Below are 17,502 nucleotides of genomic sequence, written 5' to 3'. Positions count from 1 at the left end.
GGATACCGAGCCTGCCCGTGAACGCACGGAGGCCCCGCACCGTGAGGAACACGATGCGGGGCCCGTCGGCCGGTTGCCGGAGGAGATTACTCCTGGACCGGAACCAGGGAGATCTTGCCGCGGTTGTCGATGTCCGCGATCTCGACCTGCAGCTTGTCGCCGACGTTGACGACGTCCTCGACCTTGTCGATGCGCTTGCCGTCGCCGAGCTTGGAAATGTGCACCAGGCCGTCGCGGCCCGGGACCAGGGAGACGAACGCGCCGAAGGCGGTGGTCTTGACCACGGTGCCCAGGTAGCGCTCGCCGACCTTCGGCAGCTGCGGGTTGGCGATGGCGTTGATCTTCTCGATCGCCGCGTCGGCGGCCTCGCCGGAGGTGGCGGACACGAAGATCGTGCCGTCGTCCTCGATGGAGATGTTCGCGCCGGTCTCCTCCGTGATGCCGTTGATGACCTTGCCCTTGGGGCCGATGACCTCGCCGATCTTCGACTGCGGCACGGTGATCGTGGTGATCTTCGGGGCGTACGGGCTCATCTCGTCCGGCTCGTCGATGGCCTCGGCCATGACCTCCAGGATGGTCAGGCGCGCGTCGCGGGCCTGCTCCAGCGCGTCGGCCAGCACCTTCGACGGGATGCCGTCGAGCTTGGTGTCCAGCTGCAGCGCGGTGATGAAGCCGGAGGTGCCGGCGACCTTGAAGTCCATGTCGCCGAAGGCGTCCTCGGCGCCGAGGATGTCGGTCAGCGCGACGTAGCGGGTCTCGCCGTCGACCTCGCCGGAGACCAGGCCCATGGCGATGCCGGCCACCGGGGCGCGCAGCGGCACGCCCGCGTTGTACAGCGACAGCGTCGAGGCGCACACCGAGCCCATCGACGTCGAGCCGTTGGAGCCCAGCGCCTCGGAGACCTGGCGGATGGTGTACGGGAACTCCTCGCGCGACGGCAGCACCGGCACGATGGCCCGCTCGGCGAGCGCACCGTGGCCGATTTCGCGGCGCTTCGGGGAACCGACGCGGCCGGTCTCGCCGGTGGAGTACGGCGGGAAGTTATAGTGGTGGAAGTAGCGCTTCGCGGACACCGGGCCCAGCGAATCGATCTGCTGCTCCATCTTCAGCATGTCCAGCGTGGTCACGCCCAGGATCTGGGTCTCGCCGCGCTCGAACAGGGCGGAGCCGTGGGCGCGCGGAATCAGCTCGACCTCGACGCCCAGGTCGCGGATCGCGTCGGTGGCGCGGCCGTCGATGCGGAAACCGTCGGTGAGGATCATGTCGCGCACGATCGACTTCATCAGACCGTTGTACGCGGCGGCGATTTCCTTGCCGCGCTCCGGGAACTGCGGCTCGAGGGTCTCGATGACCTCGTCCATGAAGACGTTGGTGGCCTCGTCGCGGTCCTGCTTCGACGGGTTCTTCAACAGCTTCGGCAGCTTGGCGGCGGCCTCGGCCTCGACGGCGGCGTAGACGTCGTCGTTGTAGGCCGGGAACAGCGGGAATTCGCGGACGTCCTGGGCGGCCTCGTCGGCCAGCGCCTGCTGCGCGCGGCACAGCTCGGCGATGAACGGCTTGGCGGCCTCCAGGCCCTGGGCGACGACGGACTCCGTCGGCGCCGGACGGCCCTGGGCGATGAGGTCGGCGACGTGCTCGGTGGCGCCGGCCTCGACCATCATGATGGCCACGTTGTCGGCGGAGGCCTTGGCCTTGCGGGACTTGCCGCGGCCCTTGGCGGCGTTGTCGTCGGCCAGGCGACCGGCGACGACGATCTCGAACAGGGCCTGCTCGTGCTGTTCGATGGTCGGGAACGCGACCCAGGTGCCCTTCGGGTGCGCGTCGTCGGCGACGAGCGCCATGCGAACGGCGCCGACCGGGCCGGACACCGGCAGGCCGGACAGCTGGGTGGCGGCGGAGGCGGCGTTGATGGCCACCACGTCGTACATGTCCTTCGGGTCGAGGGACAGCACGGTGATGATGATCTGGACCTCGTTGCGCAGGCCCTTGACGAAGGTCGGGCGCAGCGGGCGGTCGATCAGGCGGCACGCGAGGATCGCGTCCTGGCCCGGGCGTCCCTCGCGGCGGAAGAAGGAACCGGGGATGCGGCCCGCGGCGTACATGCGCTCCTCGACGTCCACCGTCAGCGGGAAGAAGTCGAAGCCCTCGCGGGGGTTGTTCGACGCGCACGTCGTGGCGAGCATCATCGTGTCGTCGTCGAGGTACGCGGTGACGGCGCCGTCGGCCTGGCGGGCCAGCTGGCCGGTCTCGAAGCGAATCTCGCGGGTGCCGAAGTCACCGTTGTCGATGACCGCGACGGTCTCCACGATGTCGTCGTAGCCGTTGTCGTCGTAGTCGTACTGATTGTCGGTCATACGGGGAAAACCACGTCTTTCGTTTGGTGAGCCCCCGGGGCGATCGTCGGTGCCGCCCTATCCTGTTCATCTCGGGGCATCGGGGCGACTCTACCACGGTGAACGCGAGAAAGCCCGCCGCAACCAGGGTGATCCTGGTCGCGGCGGGCTCGTCCGGCCGCCGGATTCCGGCGACGAAAAGCTCTTAGCGGCGGAGGCCGAGGCGCTCGATGAGGTTACGGTAGCGCTGGACGTCGTTGTCGGCCAGGTACTTGAGCAGGCCCTTGCGACGACCCACGAGCAGCAGCAGGCCGCGGCGCGAGTGGTGGTCGTGCTTGTGGAACTTCAGGTGCTCGGTGAGCTGGCGGATGCGGGCGGTCAGCAGCGCGACCTGGGCCTCCGGCGAACCGGTGTCGGTCTCGTGCAGGCCGAACTCCTTGAGGACGTCGGCCTTCTCCTGGGTCGAAAGCGCCATGGGGCGTCTCCTTCTCGTCGATGGTTGTTTCAGTCCACTTCGCGGCCCCGGCGACACCGGCGTCATGGCGACTGTTCGTGGACCACAGTCACGGCCAACGGGCGAGAGTACCAGCAGTCCGGCTCGGAAACCTAATCGCCGTCCGCGCCGAGGATCCGTCGCGTTTCGACGACGTCGAGGTTCATCCGTTCGATGAGCGGATCGACGCCGTCGAACTTCTCCATCCCGCGGATGCGGCCGACGAAGTCGATGGAACCGGTGAGCCCGTACAGGTCGGCGGAACGGTCGAGGATGAACGCCTCGACGGTGCGGGCGGTGTCGCCGAAGGTGACGTTCGTGCCCACGGACACCGCCGCCGGGTAGGCGCGGCCGAGTTCGATGTCGCCGTCGGAGTCGACGTCGGTGCGTTCCGGGCCCTCGGATGCGGTGAACCAGGCGGCGTAGACGCCGTCGGCGGGCACGGCCAGTCCCGGGGCGACGTCGATGTTGGCGGTCGGGAAGCCCAGCTGGGCTCCTCCCCTGCCCTGCCCGTGGATGACTTCGCCGGTGACGCGATGCGGGTGGCCGAGGCAGTCGGCCGCGGCGGCGACGTCGCCGTCGGCGAGATGTCCGCGCACGCGGGTCGACGACACCCGGTCGCCCCCGTCGGCGAGCAACTCGACGATCTCGACGTCGATGCCGTGCGCGGCGCCGTGGCCGGGCAACGTGTCGGTGGTGCCGGCGGCCTTGTGGCCGTAGGTGAAGTTCTCGCCGACGACGACGGCCTTGGCGTGCAGCTTTCCGGCGAGGATGTCGGCGACGAAGTCCTCGGGTTCGACGGCGGCGAGGGCGCGGTCGAAGCGCATCACGAGCATCGCGTCGACGCCGATCTCCGCTGCGAGTTCGGCGCGCCGCGGCCAGGTCGCCAGCGTCGCCGGCGCCTTGTCGGGGGCGAAGACGGCGATGGGGTGCGGGTCGAAGGTGACGAGCACGGCGGGCACGCCGAGTTCGCGGGCCCTGTCCACCGCACGGCCGATCAGCCGCCGGTGGCCGCGATGGATGCCATCGAAGGCGCCGATGGTCACGACGGTGTCGCCCAGGTCGGCGGGTACGTTGTCAATCCCGTGCCAGATGTCCACGCGCCAACCCTACGACACCGGCGGGGGCTTCCGCCGAATAGGATGCCCCTCATGAACGCATCCGGGAACACGCGTGATCCGAAGGTCGATCCGCTCGCCGATTCGGGGCTCGTCGTGGTGGACAAGCCGGCCGGAATGACCAGCCACGACGTCGTCGCAAAGCTGCGGCGCATGTTCGGCACGCGCCGGGTGGGGCATTCGGGGACGTTGGATCCGATGGCGACGGGTGTGCTGGTGCTGGGCGTCAATCGCGGCACCCGGTTTCTGCCGCACGTCCACGCCGACGCGAAGTCCTATGACGCGACGATCCGCCTGGGTGCTTCGACCGTCACCGACGACGCCGAGGGCGAGGTGCTGGCCACAGCGACGCCCGAGCAGCTCGCGGCGGTGACCGATGAGGCGATCATGGCCGGCGTCGCGGAGCTCACCGGCGACATCATGCAGCGTCCGGCGTCGGTGTCGGCGGTGAAAATCGACGGGGTCCGCGCCCACGAGCGCATGCGTCGCGGCGAGGACGTCGTGCTGCCAGAGCGTCCGGTCACCGTGTCGCTTTTCGACGTCCACGGGATTCGTCGTCACGCGGAATGGATCGATCTCGACGTCAGCGTGGACTGCTCGGCCGGAACCTTCATCCGGTCCCTGGCGCGGGATTTGGGGGCCGGCCTGGGCGTCGGCGGGCATCTCACGGCGTTGCGGCGCACGGCGGCGGGGCCGTTCCGGATCGAGGGCGCGAAAACCCTGGAGCAGCTGGAGGCGGATCCGACGCCGACGATGAGCCTCGACGAGGCGTGCCTGGCGTGCTTCCCCGCCCGCGACGTCACCGCCGACGAAGGCGTGGCGCTGTCGCAGGGCAAGTGGCTCGAACCGATCGGGATGGACGGCGTGCAGGCGGCGCGCACCCCCGACGGGCGCGTCGTCGCCCTCATCACCGAGTCCGGAAAGCGCGCGAAGACCGTGTTCGTGGTGCGGCCCTCGACGCTGTAGTAGCTGGTCGGCAGCCCGTCAGTAGCCGACCGCCCTACCGGACGATGGCCGTGGCGATGACGTAGCCGTTGTCCACGGTCCAGTGACCCTCGATGAAGTGGACGGGCGTGGGCCGGACCAAGATGTAGGAGACGAAGGTGCCGTCGGGGCGCAGGTCGATGTCGGCGTCCTCGAAGCCGAGCCAGCGGCCCGTCAACGGGTACCACGCCTTGTACGTGGCCTCCTTGGCGCAAAAGAGCAGACGATCCGCGCAGGCCAGGCCGGAGGAACCGATGGTGGCCAGCTCGCGGGCGCTGGCGATGGAGGCCAGCACCCCGTCGGGCAGCGGCTCGGCGGCCTCGGCGTCGACGCCGATGGAACGCACCAGCAGGCGCGGGGCGACGACGGCGGCGCGGAACCCGCGGGTGTGCGTCATGGAGCCGGTGATCTGGTTCGGCCACAGCGGCATGCCCCGTTCGCCGCGCAGGATCGGCTTGGCCGACGGCTTGCCGGTCAGCTCCTCGATGGCCCGGTGGGCGCACCAGCGGGCGTCGCCGAACTCGGCCTTGCGCGCGTCGACGGCGCCTGCGACGAGATTGCGTTCCGCCGGGTCGAGCGCATGGTAGTTCTCCAGGCTGTCGCCGGTCGTCCACATCTGATGGAACGAGGCGTGCGCCGGGAGCATGGCCTTCGTGAGCACAGTCATCGAACCTCCATTACCGGGTAGGGCCACGTCCGGTCGCCTTCCCGCGGCTGCCATTCCCTCGGGTAACCGAGGGAGACTTCCGTGTGCGGCACGCCGTCGACGACGGTGGTGCCGGGGATGTGCAGGTGCCCGTAGATGACGTGGCGGGCCTGGTACCGCGTGCCCCAGTCCTGCGTGTGCCGGGTGCCGGCCCACATGGACAATTCCGGGTAGAACACCGCGGACAGCGGTTCCCGGGCGAGCGGCCAGTGGTTGACCAGGATCGTCGGCCCGTCGACGCGGGCGAGCCTGCGCACGGTGTAGGCCAGGCGGCGCCGGCACCACAGCACCGGGTCGACGAACGGTTTGATGGCGAACTCGTCGGTCATGATGACCTGGCTGGCGCCCGCCATCTCTAGCGCTTCGGCGATGGTCGTGCCGGCCGGGCGCCAGGAGTAGTCGTACAGCGTGAACAGCGGGCAGATGGTGACGCCGCCGAACTCGGGGTACGGGTCCTCGGGCGTGAGCACGCCGAGGCGGCGGCAACCGTCGACGAGCTGCGCGTAGCGGTCTTCGCCCACGTGGGCGTCGGCGCCGCGGCAGAACAGTTCGTGGTTGCCGGGGACCCAGATCACCTGCGCCCAGCGGCGGGACAATTCGCCGAGGGTCTTGAGCACCAGTTCGGGCCGTTCGGCGACGTCGCCGGCGACGATGAGCCAATCCGCGGGGTTGCGCGGGCGCAGCGTCTCGACGACGGCCTTGTTCGCCTTGACGGCCACGTGCAGGTCGGAGACCGCCCACAGGGTGGTCGACGGATGATCGTCCTCCGCCATGGGCGCCTCCTCCGCTTCGTGTGCCGTGAACCCTACTTCCCGTATCGCCGTGTGTCACGAATTCGTAACGCCATGGCGGTAATCAAGGCCATTTGCTTGACGACGGCGACCCGCCTGGTTCACGAATGACCCGTAGGCAACTTTAGTCACAACCTCCACAACGTCAACAATGTTGGTGCAACAAATCACCGACGTCTCCCCCGGAGGCGAACTCGCGGCTACTCCCCCGCTGCGACCGTCCACCCCGTGCCGCGGTAGCGCACGGCGACGAACACGAGACGCAGCAGCATGAAGGTGAGCAGGCCCCACCACACGCCGGTGAGCCCCCAGCCCATGGACAGGGTCAGCCACACCGGCGGCAGGAAGCCCAACACCACCGCGGTGATGGTGGCGTTGCGCAAAAACGCCGCGTCGCCGGCTCCGAGGAGCACCCCGTCGATGGCGAAGACGACGCCGCCGACCGGGATCATGGCCACGAGAATCCACCAGGGCCCTTCGGCGATCGCCGCGATGACCCCGTCGGAGCTGGTGAACAGCCCCGGCAGCACCCCGTGCAGCACCGCGAACGCCACGGCCAGCACGCCGGCGAACACGGTCGACCACGCGATGACCCGCCGGGCGGTGAACCGCGCCGCCGCCACCGACCCCACGCCCAGCGCCGCCCCGACGAGGGTCTGCGCGGCAATGGCCAGCGAGTCGAGCACCAGCGACAGCAGGTTCCACAACTGCAGCAGGATCTGGTGGCCGCCGAGTGAGAACGCGCCCAACCGCCCGGCCACGCCGGCGGCCGACAGGAACGCCACCTGGAAAGCCAGGGACCGCAGGATCAGGTCCCGGCCGAGCACCAGCTGGCGCTTGATCAGGGTCCATCTGGGCCGCTTGTCGACATCCTGCGCCGACGCGGAAACGGCGAGTTTTCGCAGGAACAGCGAGGCGGTGATCGTCTCGCCCATGATCATCGCCCATGCCGAGCCGTCGAGTCCGAGCCAGCCGACGAGCGGCACGATGCACAGTGCTGCGGGACCCAAGCCGCCGACGACGTAGAGGAACGGCCGTCGCGTGTCCTGCACTCCGCGCATCCACCCGTTGCCGGCCTGGGCGATGAGCGTGAGGGGAATGCCGAATGCCGCGATGCGCAGCCACCCGGCCGCGGCCGTCGCAACGTCCGCGTCCGGGGTGAGCAGCCGTGTGATGCCGCCGGCGAAGACCTCCACCAGCGCAAGGAGAATCGCGCCGACGAACACCGCCACCCACGTCGCCTGCACTCCCTCGGCGACCGCGCCGCGCACGTCGCCGCGGCCGAACGCTCGGGAGGCCCGGGCCGTGGTGCCGTAGGCCAGGAACGTCAGCTGCGCGGTGAGCATGGAAAACACCGTCGCGCCGGCGGCCAGCGCCGCCAATTCGATGGCGCCGAGACGACCGACGACGGCGGTGTCCAGAAGCAGGTACAGCGGCGGCGCCGCCAACACTCCGAGGGCGGGCAGCGCCAGGCCGAGGATCCGGCCCGCGGTGACGGGCCGGTCGAGTTCCGTGGTCACGTCAGCTGCCGTCGGCGTCGGTCGCCTGCTCGATCGTGGCGGCCGCGACGTCGGTCGCGCCGAGCAGCGCTCCGAGCACGGCATCGCGGTCGCCGTTGAAGTTGTACCCGGCCGCCCGAAGGTGCCCGCCGCCGCCGAGGAAGGCGGCCACTGCGGCGACGTCGACGAGTTCGCGCGAACGCAGCGACATCGACCAAAAACGCGGCGAGTACTCCTTGAACACGGCCGCGACGTCGCCGCCGTTGGTGGTGCGGACCACGTCGACGACGGCCTCGACCTCATCGTGGCCGACGTCGGCCATGTCCTCGTGGGAAATGGTGACGTGCACCAGGCCGGCGCCGTCGGCCCATTCGGGCACGCGGACGGCGGTGGCCATGACTCGGCCGAGGAACGGCAGGTACTCGAAGGGGTGGCCCTCCAGCAGCTGCGCGCCGATGGTTCGCGGGTCCAGGCCCTTGTTCAGCAGCCGCGCCGCCGCGGTGTGCATGCGGGAGCGGCCGAACTGGAAGGACACGGTGTCGGTGAGCAGACCGGCGTACAACGCATGCGCCATGTCGCGGGTGAGTTTGATGCCCCAGACCTCGAAGAAGTCCAGCAGCACCATCGTCGACGATTCGGCTTCGTCGTCGACCATGTTCACCGTGCCGTACAGCGAGTTGGTGTCGTGGTGGTCGACGACGATGAGCCGCTCCGACTCCATCATCCGGTCACGCAGCACACCCAGGCGTTCGGGGCTGGCGCAGTCGACCGACACCCACGTGTCCACCGTCTCCGGGATGTCGCCGGGGGCGACGAAGAACTCCCAGCCCGGAATGGTCAACAGCGATTTCGCCGGCGCCTCGTCGTTGCCGTAGGACGCCACCGCGCGGATGCCGCGCTGCCGCAGCGCCATGACCATCGCCGCAGCCGCGCCGATGGCGTCGGCGTCGGGGTGGATGTGGCACACCACGGCCACGAACTCCGCGTCGGCGAGCATGTCCATCGAGTCCTGGATCGGACCGGACATGCGCCTGCTGATCGACTGCGACAGCTGATGCGCCGCCTGCTCCCCCGGCCCCACGTCAGGCCTCCGCCTCGTCGGCGTGGCGGTACGGGTCGGACTCGCCGGCGGGGGCGGCGCCCTCGCGCAGCTTCGCCAACTCGGCGTCGCGCTGGCGGGTCTTGGCCAGCAGCTCCTCCATGTGGGCGCTGACCTCGGGGACGGTGTCGACCTCGAACGCCAGCGTCGGCGTGTAGCGCACGCCCAGCGCCCGACCGACGATCGAGCGCAGCTGCCCGCGGGCGCGGTTGAGCGACTCGGCGGCGGCGTCCCAGTCAGGATCCTCGTCGATGGTGCGGCCACGGACGGTGTAGAAGACCGTCGCGTCGTGCAGGTCGCCGGTGACGCGGCAGTCGGTGATGGTCACCAGCTCGAGGCGGCGGTCCTTGACCTCCCGTTCGATCGCGGCGGCGACGACCTCCTGAATTCGCTTGGCCATGCGGCGTGCGCGTGCGGGATCGGCCATCTCGATCATCTCCTCTGGTCGGGGACTGTTTTCTCGACGACCCGCCAACGAAAGGCGGATCCGTCCTTCATGCCGGGCCGCGAGGTGATCACGCCCGGAACTCCGGCCTCCCAGAATAGCCGCTCGCCCGGATCGTGGGCGTCCGCCCCGCCCTTCCATGCTTCACGACGAAGCCGGCCCCCACGCCATTCGGGCGTGGGGGCCGGCCGTCGTAAAGCGGTGCCCGCCGGAAACCGGCGATGCGAGGCGAACTAGTCGCGCGGCACCTCGACCATCTCGTAGGCCTCGATGATGTCGTCGACCTGGATGTCCGGATACGACAGCACCATGCCGCACTCGTAGCCGGCGGACACCTCGGTGACGTCGTCCTTCTCGCGGCGCAGCGAATCGATGGTCGCCTTCTCCGCCACGACGTTGCCGTCGCGGATGAGACGCACCTTGGCGTTGCGGCGCATCTTGCCGGACTCCACCATGCAACCCGCGATGAGGCCGACGGCGGACGCCTTGAAGATCGCGCGGATCTCGGCGCGACCCAGCTCGCGCTCCTCGTAGATCGGCTTGAGCATGCCCTTGAGCGCCTGCTCGACTTCCTCGATCGCCTTGTAGATGACCGTGTAGTAGCGCACGTCCACGCCGGCGGCGTTGGCGGCCTCGGTGGCCTTGCCCTCGGAACGGACGTTGAAGCCGATGATCACCGCATCCGACGCCTCGGCCAGCGTCACGTTGGTCTGCGTCACCGCACCGACGCCGCGGTCGATGATGTTGAGCTGGACCTCCTCGTCGACCTCGATCTTGAGCAGCGCCTCTTCCAGTGCCTCGACGGTACCGGCGTTGTCGCCCTTCAGGATCAGGTTGAGGGTGTTGGTCTCCTTCATGAACTCGTCGAGGTTCTCCAGGGAGACGCGACGACGGTTGCGGGCCTGCAGCGCGTTACGACGACGGGCGTCGCGACGATCCGCGATCTGGCGGGCCGTGCGGTCCTCGTCGACGACCAGCAGGTTGTCGCCGGCGCCACACACCGAGGTCAGGCCGAGCACCTGCACCGGACGGGACGGGCCCGCCTCCTCGACGTCGTTGCCGTGCTCGTCGACCATGCGACGGACGCGACCGTAGGCGTCGCCGACGACGATGGAGTCGCCGACGCGCAGCGTGCCTCGCTGAACGATGACGGTGGCCACCGGGCCACGACCGCGGTCCAGGTGCGCCTCGATGGCGATGCCCTGCGCGTCCATGTTCGGGTTGGCGACCAGATCCAGCGCGGCGTCGGCCGTCAGCAGGACCGCCTCCAGCAGCTTGTCGATGTTCAGGCCCTGCTTCGCGGAGATGTCGACGAACATCGTGTCGCCGCCCCACTCCTCGTCGGTCAGGCCGTACTCGGTCAGCTGGCCGCGGATCTTCTGCGGGTCCGCCGTCTCCTTGTCGATCTTGTTGACCGCCACGACGATCGGCACGTCGGCCGCCTTCGCGTGGTTGATGGCCTCCACCGTCTGCGGCATGACGCCGTCGTCGGCGGCGACCACGAGGATCGCGACGTCGGTGGCCTGGGCACCACGGGCACGCATGGCGGTGAACGCCTCGTGACCCGGGGTATCCAGGAAGGTCACCTTGCGCTCGGTGTCCTCGAAGTCGACGTTGACCTGGTAGGCGCCGATGTGCTGCGTGATGCCGCCGGCCTCGTCGCCGCCCACGTTCGCCTTGCGGATGGTGTCCAGCAGGCGGGTCTTGCCGTGGTCGACGTGACCCATGACGGTGACCACCGGCGGGCGGACCACGAGGTCCTCCTCGTCGCCCTCGTCCTCGCCGAACTGCAGGTCGAAGGACTCGAGGAGCTCACGGTCCTCATCCTCCGGCGAGACGACCTGGACCTTGTAGTCCATCTCCTCGCCCAGCAGCTGCAGGGTCTCGTCACTCACCGAGGCGGTCGCGGTGACCATCTCGCCGAGGTTGAACAGGGCCTGCACCAGGGCGGCCGCGTCGGCGCCGATCTTCTCGGCGAAGTCCGACAGGGACGCGCCGCGGGCGAGCCGGATGGTCTGGCCCTTGCCGTTGGGCAGCTTGACGCCGCCGACGACCGAAGGCGCCTGCATCGACTCGTATTCGTGCCTCTTCTGCCGCTTCGACTTGCGTCCACGGCGCGGGGCGCCGCCCGGACGTCCGAAGGCGCCGGCGGTGCCGCCGCGACGACCGCCGCGACCACCGCGCGGGCCACCGCCGCCGAAACCGCCGCCCGGGCGACCGCGGCCACCACGGCCACCGGCGGAGGACTTGGCGGGCATCTGACCCGGGTTCGGGTGCGCCGGCATCATCGACGGGGTCGGACGGTTGCCGCCGCCCTGACCGCCGCGGCCGCCGCCCTGGGGACGGGGGCCGCCCTTGCCGCCACCCTGCGGGCGCGGGCCACCCTGACCCGGGCCACCCGGACGGGCACCCGGCTTCGGGCCGGGTCGACCGCCCCCCTGCGGGCGGGGCATCGCCGACGGACGCGGCGCGGGGCGCTCACCCGTGGAGAACGGGTTGTTGGCCACGCGCGGGGCGCGGGCACCCGGCTTCGGGCCGGGCTTGCCGCCGCGGGCCTGCGGGCGCGGCATCGGACCGGGCTTGGCACCCGGCTTCGGGCCCTGCTGACCCGGCTTGGCCGCAGCGGGATTCGGGGCGGGCTGACCCGGCTTGGCCGCACCCGGCTTCGAGCCCGGCTGGCCCGGCTTGGCGGCCGGGGCCTTCGGGGCGGGCTGGCCCGGCTTGGCGGCCGGGGCCTTCGGGGCGGGCTTGGGGCCCGGCTTGGCCGCACCCGGCTTCGGGCCCGGCTTGGCGGCGGCACCCGGCTTCGGGCCGGGCTTGCCGGTAGCCGGCTTCGCGTCGCCGTCGGCCGGCTTGGCCTCCTTGGCCGCGTAGAGCTGCTTCATGCGCCTGACGACGGGGGGTTCCACCGTCGACGACGCGGTCTTGACGAATTCGCCCTGCTCCTTGAGCTGGGCGAGAAGTTCCTTGCTGGTGACCCCGAGCTGCTTTGCGAGCTCATGGACACGGAGCTTTCCGGACACTTTTCTCCTCACTTGCGGAGTCGAACAGTGCCGGGCGGGTTCGTTTCCCCGCGCATTGGCCTACTGCCGACTCCCGTTATCGGTTGCCGTTCATCGCTGATGCTTCATCGTGCGCTCATCAGTGTTCAGGTCTTTCCGTTGGTCGGTTCCCGGTCGCCGGATCCGAGGCGTGCGGCATCGGTTTGCGCCTCGAGGGTTTCGAGGTACTCGCGGACCGGGTTCGCGTCCGCGTTGGCGGACACCTTCAATGCGCGGCCGAACGCGCGGCGCTTGTCGGCCACCGCCCATGCGTCGAGTGTGGGGGTGATCCAGGCACCTCGTCCCGACATTCGTCGTCGGGGATCGGGGACGACGCGGGTGGCGTCGCCGTCACGGCGGGCCACCATCCGCAGCAGTCGCCCTTCGGGCAGCTTGGTGCGGGTGGCGATGCAGGTTCGTTCGCGTTCGACGGGGTGCGGGGCGTGGTCGTCCCGGATCGTCGTCATGCGCAAACGCACCTGTCCTTTCACCGTCTCGTCTTCGTTGGCCGTCTTACAGCCTAACCCGAAACGGGCCCCGAATCCCAACCCCGGGGTTTTCCGGCGCGGCGGGACGGTCGCTTTACGACGGCCCGCCGGGGCGCTTATTCGGCGTCGGAGTGGATGTCGATGCGCCAGCCCGTCAGTCGCGCGGCGAGGCGGGCGTTTTGGCCTTCGCGGCCGATGGCGAGGGAGAGCTGGTAGTCGGGGACGACGACCCGGGCCTGCCGCTCCTCCTCGTCGAGGATCTCGACGGAGACGACCTTGGCCGGGGCCAGGGCGTTGCCGACGAACTTCGCGGGGTCCTCGTCGTAGTCGATGATGTCGATCTTCTCGCCGCCGAGTTCGTTCATGATGGCGCTGACGCGCTGGCCGCGCGGGCCGATGCAGGCGCCCTTGGCGTTGAGTCCCTTGACGGTGGCGCGGACGGCGACCTTGGAGCGGTGGCCGGCTTCGCGGGCGATGGAGACCAGCTCGACGGCCTCGTCGGCGACCTCGGGCACCTCGAGTTCGAACAGCTTGCGCACGAGCTCGGGGTGGGTGCGCGACAGGTTGATGGCCACGCCGCGCGGGGTCTTGTTGACGCCGACGACGTAGCACTTGGTGCGGTCGCCGTGTTCGAGGGTTTCGCCCGGCAGCTGCTCGGCCGGCAGGAGGATGCCGTCGCGGCCGTTGGCCTCGGAGCCGATGTGGACGATGACGATGCCCTTGTCGTTGGCGCGGACGTCGCGCTGGACCACGCCGGAGACGATCTGGTTTTCCAGGTCGGCGTACTCGCCGAAGACCTTGTCGCTTTCGGCGTCGCGCAGCCGCTGGAGGATGGTCTGCCGCACGGGGTAGGCGGCGATGCGCCCGAAGTCCTCGGGGGTGTCGTCCCATTCGGCGACGAGGTTGCCCTCTTCGTCGCGTTCCTGGGCAAAGACCGTGACCTCGCCGGTGTCGTAATCGATGTCGACTCGCGCGTACTCAGCCGGCGAGTCGGTGCCCCGGTAGGCCTCCCGCAGCGCGCGGCCGAGCAGGCCCATCATTTCGCCGAACGGGATGTTGCGTTCCTTTTCCAGCGTGCGCAGGGCGGCGAGTTCGATCTTCACTTGTCCAGTTCCTCCAGCCGGGTCACGGCGTCGTCGAAATCCAGTCCGGCCAGGTCGAGCTCGACCGCCGGTGCCTTAGAGAACTCAATTTCTACCACCGCCTGCGCGACCATGGCCAACTCGAGAATCGCGCCGGTCGCCTTGGGGCGGCCCTTGGGTCCGGTGGAGGTGACGATGATCACCCGGTCGCCGTCTTCGTCGAACGCGCCGATGCGGCCGACCAGCTGGCCGCCGTCGTCGAGCCGGATGCGGACCAGGCGGTTGCGGTTGCGGCGCCAGTGCCGCGGGGCGGTCAGCGGCGCCGACACTCCGGGCGTGCTCACTTCGAGGGTGTATTCCTTCTCGCCGAAGTCGATCTCCCCGGCCGCCTCGGCTTCGTCGAGGGCCGCGGAGATGTCGCGGGTGACGGCTTCGATGGCGTCGAGGTCGGGGGCGTCGTCGCCGTCGACGAGCACGGTGACCCGCGACATGCGTCCGGCGCCGGTGACCTTCAGGTCCTCGATGTCGAGGCCGCGGGCGGCGGCTGCGGGGCGGATGACGTCGGCGATTGCTTCTGCGGGGGGAAAGGCCATGCCGTGCAGTCTAGCCCCCGCCGACCGTGGCACGATGGACGCGTGATTGACCCGACTGCTCCCCTGCCCCGCCGCGCGTTCCTCGCGGGTGCCGCGGGCCTCGGCGGTGCGTTGACGCTGGCCGCCGCGGGCTGCTCCCCCATTTCCGGCCCTTCCGCGGATCCCGTGGTGGAGGCGGCGTGGGCGCTGGCCCTGCGCGACGTCGACGTCCTCGGCGACGCGGCACCGGCTGCCGCGGATGTGCGCCGCACCCAGGCCGATGCGTTGGCCGCGGAGGTCACCCGCGCGTGCGGAGTCCTCGACGACGGCACTTCCCCGGAGGAGTGCGTCGCCGCCCCGTCTCCCCTGCCGGCGGCTCCGGCCCCGGCCGATGCGGAGTCGGTTCTGCGCGATTCCCGCGGCTCGTCTTTGCTTTACGACGCCCTGTCGTCCGGCCGTGCGCTGCGCGATCCGTACGAGGCGGCGTTGGTCTCCGCCGTCGACGGCGGCGTGGTGCTGTCGCTGCGGGGACTGGACGTCGGCTGGCGTGACCTCGTGCCCGAGCACACCGACGAAGAGGGAATCGACGGCGACGACGCCGCAGCCTTCGCCGACGCCCTCATCGCCGAATACGCGCTGGTCTACGGGATGGGCGTGGCGGCTCCCCGCATCGCCCCGGAGTTGCGCGAATCGACGGCGACCAGCGCCGACCGCCACCGCATGCTGCGCGATCGGGTCATTTCGATGCTCGAGGACGCCGACGTGGCCGTGCCGGTCGCCGAACCCGGGTACTCCGTCGTCGACGGCGCCCCCGCCCCGGAGCGGGACGCCGCCGGGTTCGCCGCGGCACTCGAGGATTCCTGCGCCGAGGCCTGGCGGCGCGCGCTCATGGAGGCGAAAGAACCCGCCGCCCGCGCGTTTGCGCTGCAGGCGGCGGGTCTGTGCCACGCCGGTGGTGCGGTCTTCCGCGGCGACGGAGCCGCCGCACTGCCGGGCCTGTCGGCTACTTGATCAGGGCCAGCACCGAGTCCACGGCGTCGTCGTAGTCGATCTCGGCGGTCTCGCCGCCCATGCGGTCGCGCAGCTCCACCTTGTGGTCGGCGAAGCCGCGGCCGACGACGACCACGACGGGCATGCCCAGCAGCTCGGAATCCTTGAACTTCACGCCCGGGCTGACCTTGGGGCGGTCGTCGAAAAGCACGGACACGCCGGCGGCGTCGAGCTGCTCGGCCAGCTTCTCCGCCGCCTCCGCCGCCGCGGCATCCTTGTTCGCGATGACGACGTGCGCCTGGAACGGCGCCACCGACGCCGGCCAGCGCAGGCCGCGGTCGTCGTGAAGCTGCTCGGCCAGCACCGCCACCAGACGCGACACGCCGATGCCGTAGGAACCCATCGTCGGACGGGAACGCTTGCCGTTGACGTCGAGGATGTCGACCTCGAAGGCATCGGTGTACTTGCGGCCCAGCTGGAAAATATGGCCGATCTCGATGCCGCGCCGCAGCGTCAGCGTGCCCTCGCCATCCGGCGCGGCGTCGCCCTCGCGGACCTCGGCGGCCTCGATGGTGCCCGTCGGGTGGAAATCGCGGCCGCAGACCAGATCGACGACGTGGCGGTTGGCTTCGTCGGCGCCGGTGATCCAGGCGGTGCCCTCCACGACGCGGGGGTCGACGTACAGCGGGACCTCGTTGGCCGCCAGACCACGCGGGCCGATGTAGCCCTTGACCAGGAAAGGGTTCGCCGCGAAGTCCTTGTCCTCCAGCAGCCGCACCTCGGCGGGCTCCAGGCCGGCCTCGACGCGCTTCATGTCCACCTCGCGGTCGCCGGGCACGCCGATGCCGGCCAGCTCCCACTCGCCGCCCGGCTGGCGGATGGCGACCATGACGCACTTGAGGGTGTCGGCGGCGGTGACCTCGCGGCCCAGGCCCGCCTCCTCGGAGTTCGCCCACTCGACCAGGGCGTCGATGGTGGTGGCGTCCGGGGTGACGTGGACGACGGCCTCCGGCTTGCCCTCGATGGGCTCGGCCGGCGGCGCCGGGGTGGTCACGGCTTCGACGTTGGCGGCGTAATCGGAGGCGGTGGAGCGCACGAACGTGTCCTCGCCGGACTCCGACACCGCCAGGAACTCCTCCGACGCCGAACCGCCCATCGCGCCGGACGTCGCCGAGCAAATGACGTACTCCAGGCCCAGACGGTCGAAGATGCGCCGGTAGGCGCCGCGGTGCAGCTGGTACGACTGCTCCAGGCCCTCGTCGTCCATGTCGAAGGAGTAGGAGTCCTTCATGATGAACTCGCGGCCGCGCAGGATGCCGGCGCGCGGGCGGGCCTCGTCGCGGTACTTGGTCTGCACCTGGTACAGGGTGACCGGGAAATCCTTGTAGGAGCTGTACAGGTCCTTGACGGCCTGGGCGAACATCTCCTCGTGCGTCGGGCCGAGCAGGTAGTCGGCCTTCTTGCGGTCCTTGAGGCGGAACAGGTCGTCGCCGTACTCGGTCCACCGGTTGGACACCTCGTACGCCTCGCGCGGCAGCAGCGCCGGGAACGCGATCTCCTGGGCACCGATGCCGTCCATCTCCTCGCGGATGACGGTCTCGATGTTGCGCAGCACCTTCAGGCCGAGCGGCAGCCAGGAGTAGATGCCGGGGGCGTGGCGCCGGATGTAGCCGGCGCGGACGAGAAGCTTGTGGCTGGGCACTTCGGCATCGGCCGGGTCGTCCCGCAGCGTGCGCAGGAACAGCCGAGACATACGCGTGATCATGGCGGCTACTCTACCGCCCGCGGCATACGGCGGCGGGCATGGGGCGGCCCGTGCGTCGGCGGTCGTCGGGCACGGAATCGGGACGGTTAAAGTCGG

15 protein-coding genes are annotated in these 17,502 nt (G+C 70.1%); 2 read left to right on the top strand and 13 right to left on the bottom strand.

The features are described from left to right. Positions 1–86: 86 nt before the first annotated feature. The 3 genes from CFREN_RS05980 to CFREN_RS05970 form a co-directional block, all read right to left on the bottom strand. Positions 87–2,354: a polyribonucleotide nucleotidyltransferase gene (locus CFREN_RS05980; RefSeq protein WP_209653160.1), complete on the bottom strand. Its 2,268-nt coding sequence runs from the start codon at positions 2,352–2,354 to the stop codon at positions 87–89. A gap of 184 nt (positions 2,355–2,538) precedes the next feature. Then, complete coding sequence (gene rpsO, locus CFREN_RS05975; RefSeq protein ID WP_035120889.1) at positions 2,539–2,808, bottom strand: 30S ribosomal protein S15; 270 nt, start codon at positions 2,806–2,808, stop codon at positions 2,539–2,541. Positions 2,809–2,939: 131 nt separating this feature from the next. Then, positions 2,940–3,926, bottom strand: a complete 987-nt coding sequence (locus tag CFREN_RS05970; protein ID WP_209653162.1) for a bifunctional riboflavin kinase/FAD synthetase — start codon at positions 3,924–3,926, stop codon at positions 2,940–2,942. Between the two features lie 51 nt (positions 3,927–3,977). Here CFREN_RS05970 and truB point away from each other — a divergent pair, with 51 nt between their 5' ends. Next, a complete protein-coding gene (gene truB, locus CFREN_RS05965; RefSeq protein WP_209653164.1) occupies positions 3,978–4,910 on the top strand; it encodes a tRNA pseudouridine(55) synthase TruB in 933 nt (310 codons plus the stop codon). 34 nt (positions 4,911–4,944) lie between these two features. On the opposite strand, the gene CFREN_RS05960 is transcribed toward truB, so the two are convergent. The 9 genes from CFREN_RS05960 to rimP form a co-directional block, all read right to left on the bottom strand. Beyond that, a complete protein-coding gene (locus CFREN_RS05960) occupies positions 4,945–5,595 on the bottom strand; it encodes a 4'-phosphopantetheinyl transferase family protein (protein ID WP_209653166.1) in 651 nt (216 codons plus the stop codon). Next, on the bottom strand, positions 5,592–6,407 hold the full coding sequence (locus tag CFREN_RS05955) for a metallophosphoesterase family protein (RefSeq protein ID WP_209653168.1): 816 nt from the start codon (positions 6,405–6,407) through the stop codon (positions 5,592–5,594). Before CFREN_RS05955 ends, CFREN_RS05960 begins: the two co-directional genes overlap by 4 nt. A gap of 218 nt (positions 6,408–6,625) precedes the next feature. Beyond that, positions 6,626–7,945 carry an MATE family efflux transporter gene (locus tag CFREN_RS05950; RefSeq protein WP_246580189.1) on the bottom strand — a complete coding sequence of 440 codons (1,320 nt, stop codon included), beginning with the start codon at positions 7,943–7,945 and terminating at the stop codon, positions 6,626–6,628. A 1-nt stretch (position 7,946) separates the two neighbouring features. After that, positions 7,947–9,005 carry a DHH family phosphoesterase gene (locus tag CFREN_RS05945; RefSeq protein ID WP_246580188.1) on the bottom strand — a complete coding sequence of 353 codons (1,059 nt, stop codon included), beginning with the start codon at positions 9,003–9,005 and terminating at the stop codon, positions 7,947–7,949. A 1-nt stretch (position 9,006) separates the two neighbouring features. After that, positions 9,007–9,450, bottom strand: coding sequence for a 30S ribosome-binding factor RbfA (rbfA, locus tag CFREN_RS05940; RefSeq protein ID WP_209653170.1), 444 nt, complete (start codon positions 9,448–9,450; stop codon positions 9,007–9,009). A 251-nt stretch (positions 9,451–9,701) separates the two neighbouring features. Next, positions 9,702–12,491, bottom strand: coding sequence for a translation initiation factor IF-2 (infB, locus tag CFREN_RS05935; RefSeq protein WP_209653172.1), 2,790 nt, complete (start codon positions 12,489–12,491; stop codon positions 9,702–9,704). A 125-nt stretch (positions 12,492–12,616) separates the two neighbouring features. Continuing rightward, entirely contained in the window at positions 12,617–12,967 is a 351-nt protein-coding gene (locus CFREN_RS05930) for a YlxR family protein (RefSeq protein WP_425321494.1), read from the bottom strand. A gap of 146 nt (positions 12,968–13,113) precedes the next feature. After that, positions 13,114–14,100 carry a transcription termination factor NusA gene (gene nusA, locus CFREN_RS05925; protein ID WP_070520349.1) on the bottom strand — a complete coding sequence of 329 codons (987 nt, stop codon included), beginning with the start codon at positions 14,098–14,100 and terminating at the stop codon, positions 13,114–13,116. Next, positions 14,097–14,672, bottom strand: coding sequence for a ribosome maturation factor RimP (gene rimP / locus CFREN_RS05920; protein WP_070520346.1), 576 nt, complete (start codon positions 14,670–14,672; stop codon positions 14,097–14,099). Before rimP ends, nusA begins: the two co-directional genes overlap by 4 nt. Before the next feature lie 42 nt (positions 14,673–14,714). Here rimP and CFREN_RS05915 point away from each other — a divergent pair, with 42 nt between their 5' ends. Next, entirely contained in the window at positions 14,715–15,662 is a 948-nt protein-coding gene (locus tag CFREN_RS05915) for a DUF4439 domain-containing protein (RefSeq protein WP_209653177.1), read from the top strand. On the opposite strand, the gene CFREN_RS05910 is transcribed toward CFREN_RS05915, so the two are convergent. Continuing rightward, positions 15,655–17,406, bottom strand: coding sequence for a proline--tRNA ligase (locus tag CFREN_RS05910; RefSeq protein ID WP_209653180.1), 1,752 nt, complete (start codon positions 17,404–17,406; stop codon positions 15,655–15,657). The two genes, CFREN_RS05915 and CFREN_RS05910, sit on opposite strands and share 8 nt — an antisense overlap. Positions 17,407–17,502: the final 96 nt, after the last annotated feature.

The sequence above is a fragment of the Corynebacterium freneyi genome (genome assembly GCF_030408835.1).
In the GTDB taxonomy this organism is placed as follows: Bacteria; Actinomycetota; Actinomycetes; order Mycobacteriales; family Mycobacteriaceae; genus Corynebacterium; species Corynebacterium freneyi.
Note: the sequence above shows the minus strand (reverse complement) of the source record. Positions and strands in the feature narration are given on the sequence as shown.

What these genes read in the sequence shown, in the direction of transcription:
- CFREN_RS05980 (WP_209653160.1), bottom strand. Translation starts at nt 2,354, where the DNA reads ATGACCGACAATCAGTACGACTACGACGACAACGGCTACGACGACATC.
- rpsO (WP_035120889.1), bottom strand. Translation starts at nt 2,808, where the DNA reads ATGGCGCTTTCGACCCAGGAGAAGGCCGACGTCCTCAAGGAGTTCGGC.
- truB (WP_209653164.1), top strand. Translation starts at nt 3,978, where the DNA reads ATGAACGCATCCGGGAACACGCGTGATCCGAAGGTCGATCCGCTCGCC.
- CFREN_RS05960 (WP_209653166.1), bottom strand. Translation starts at nt 5,595, where the DNA reads ATGACTGTGCTCACGAAGGCCATGCTCCCGGCGCACGCCTCGTTCCAT.
- CFREN_RS05955 (WP_209653168.1), bottom strand. Translation starts at nt 6,407, where the DNA reads ATGGCGGAGGACGATCATCCGTCGACCACCCTGTGGGCGGTCTCCGAC.
- rbfA (WP_209653170.1), bottom strand. Translation starts at nt 9,450, where the DNA reads ATGGCCGATCCCGCACGCGCACGCCGCATGGCCAAGCGAATTCAGGAG.
- rimP (WP_070520346.1), bottom strand. Translation starts at nt 14,672, where the DNA reads ATGGCCTTTCCCCCCGCAGAAGCAATCGCCGACGTCATCCGCCCCGCA.
- CFREN_RS05910 (WP_209653180.1), bottom strand. Translation starts at nt 17,406, where the DNA reads ATGATCACGCGTATGTCTCGGCTGTTCCTGCGCACGCTGCGGGACGAC.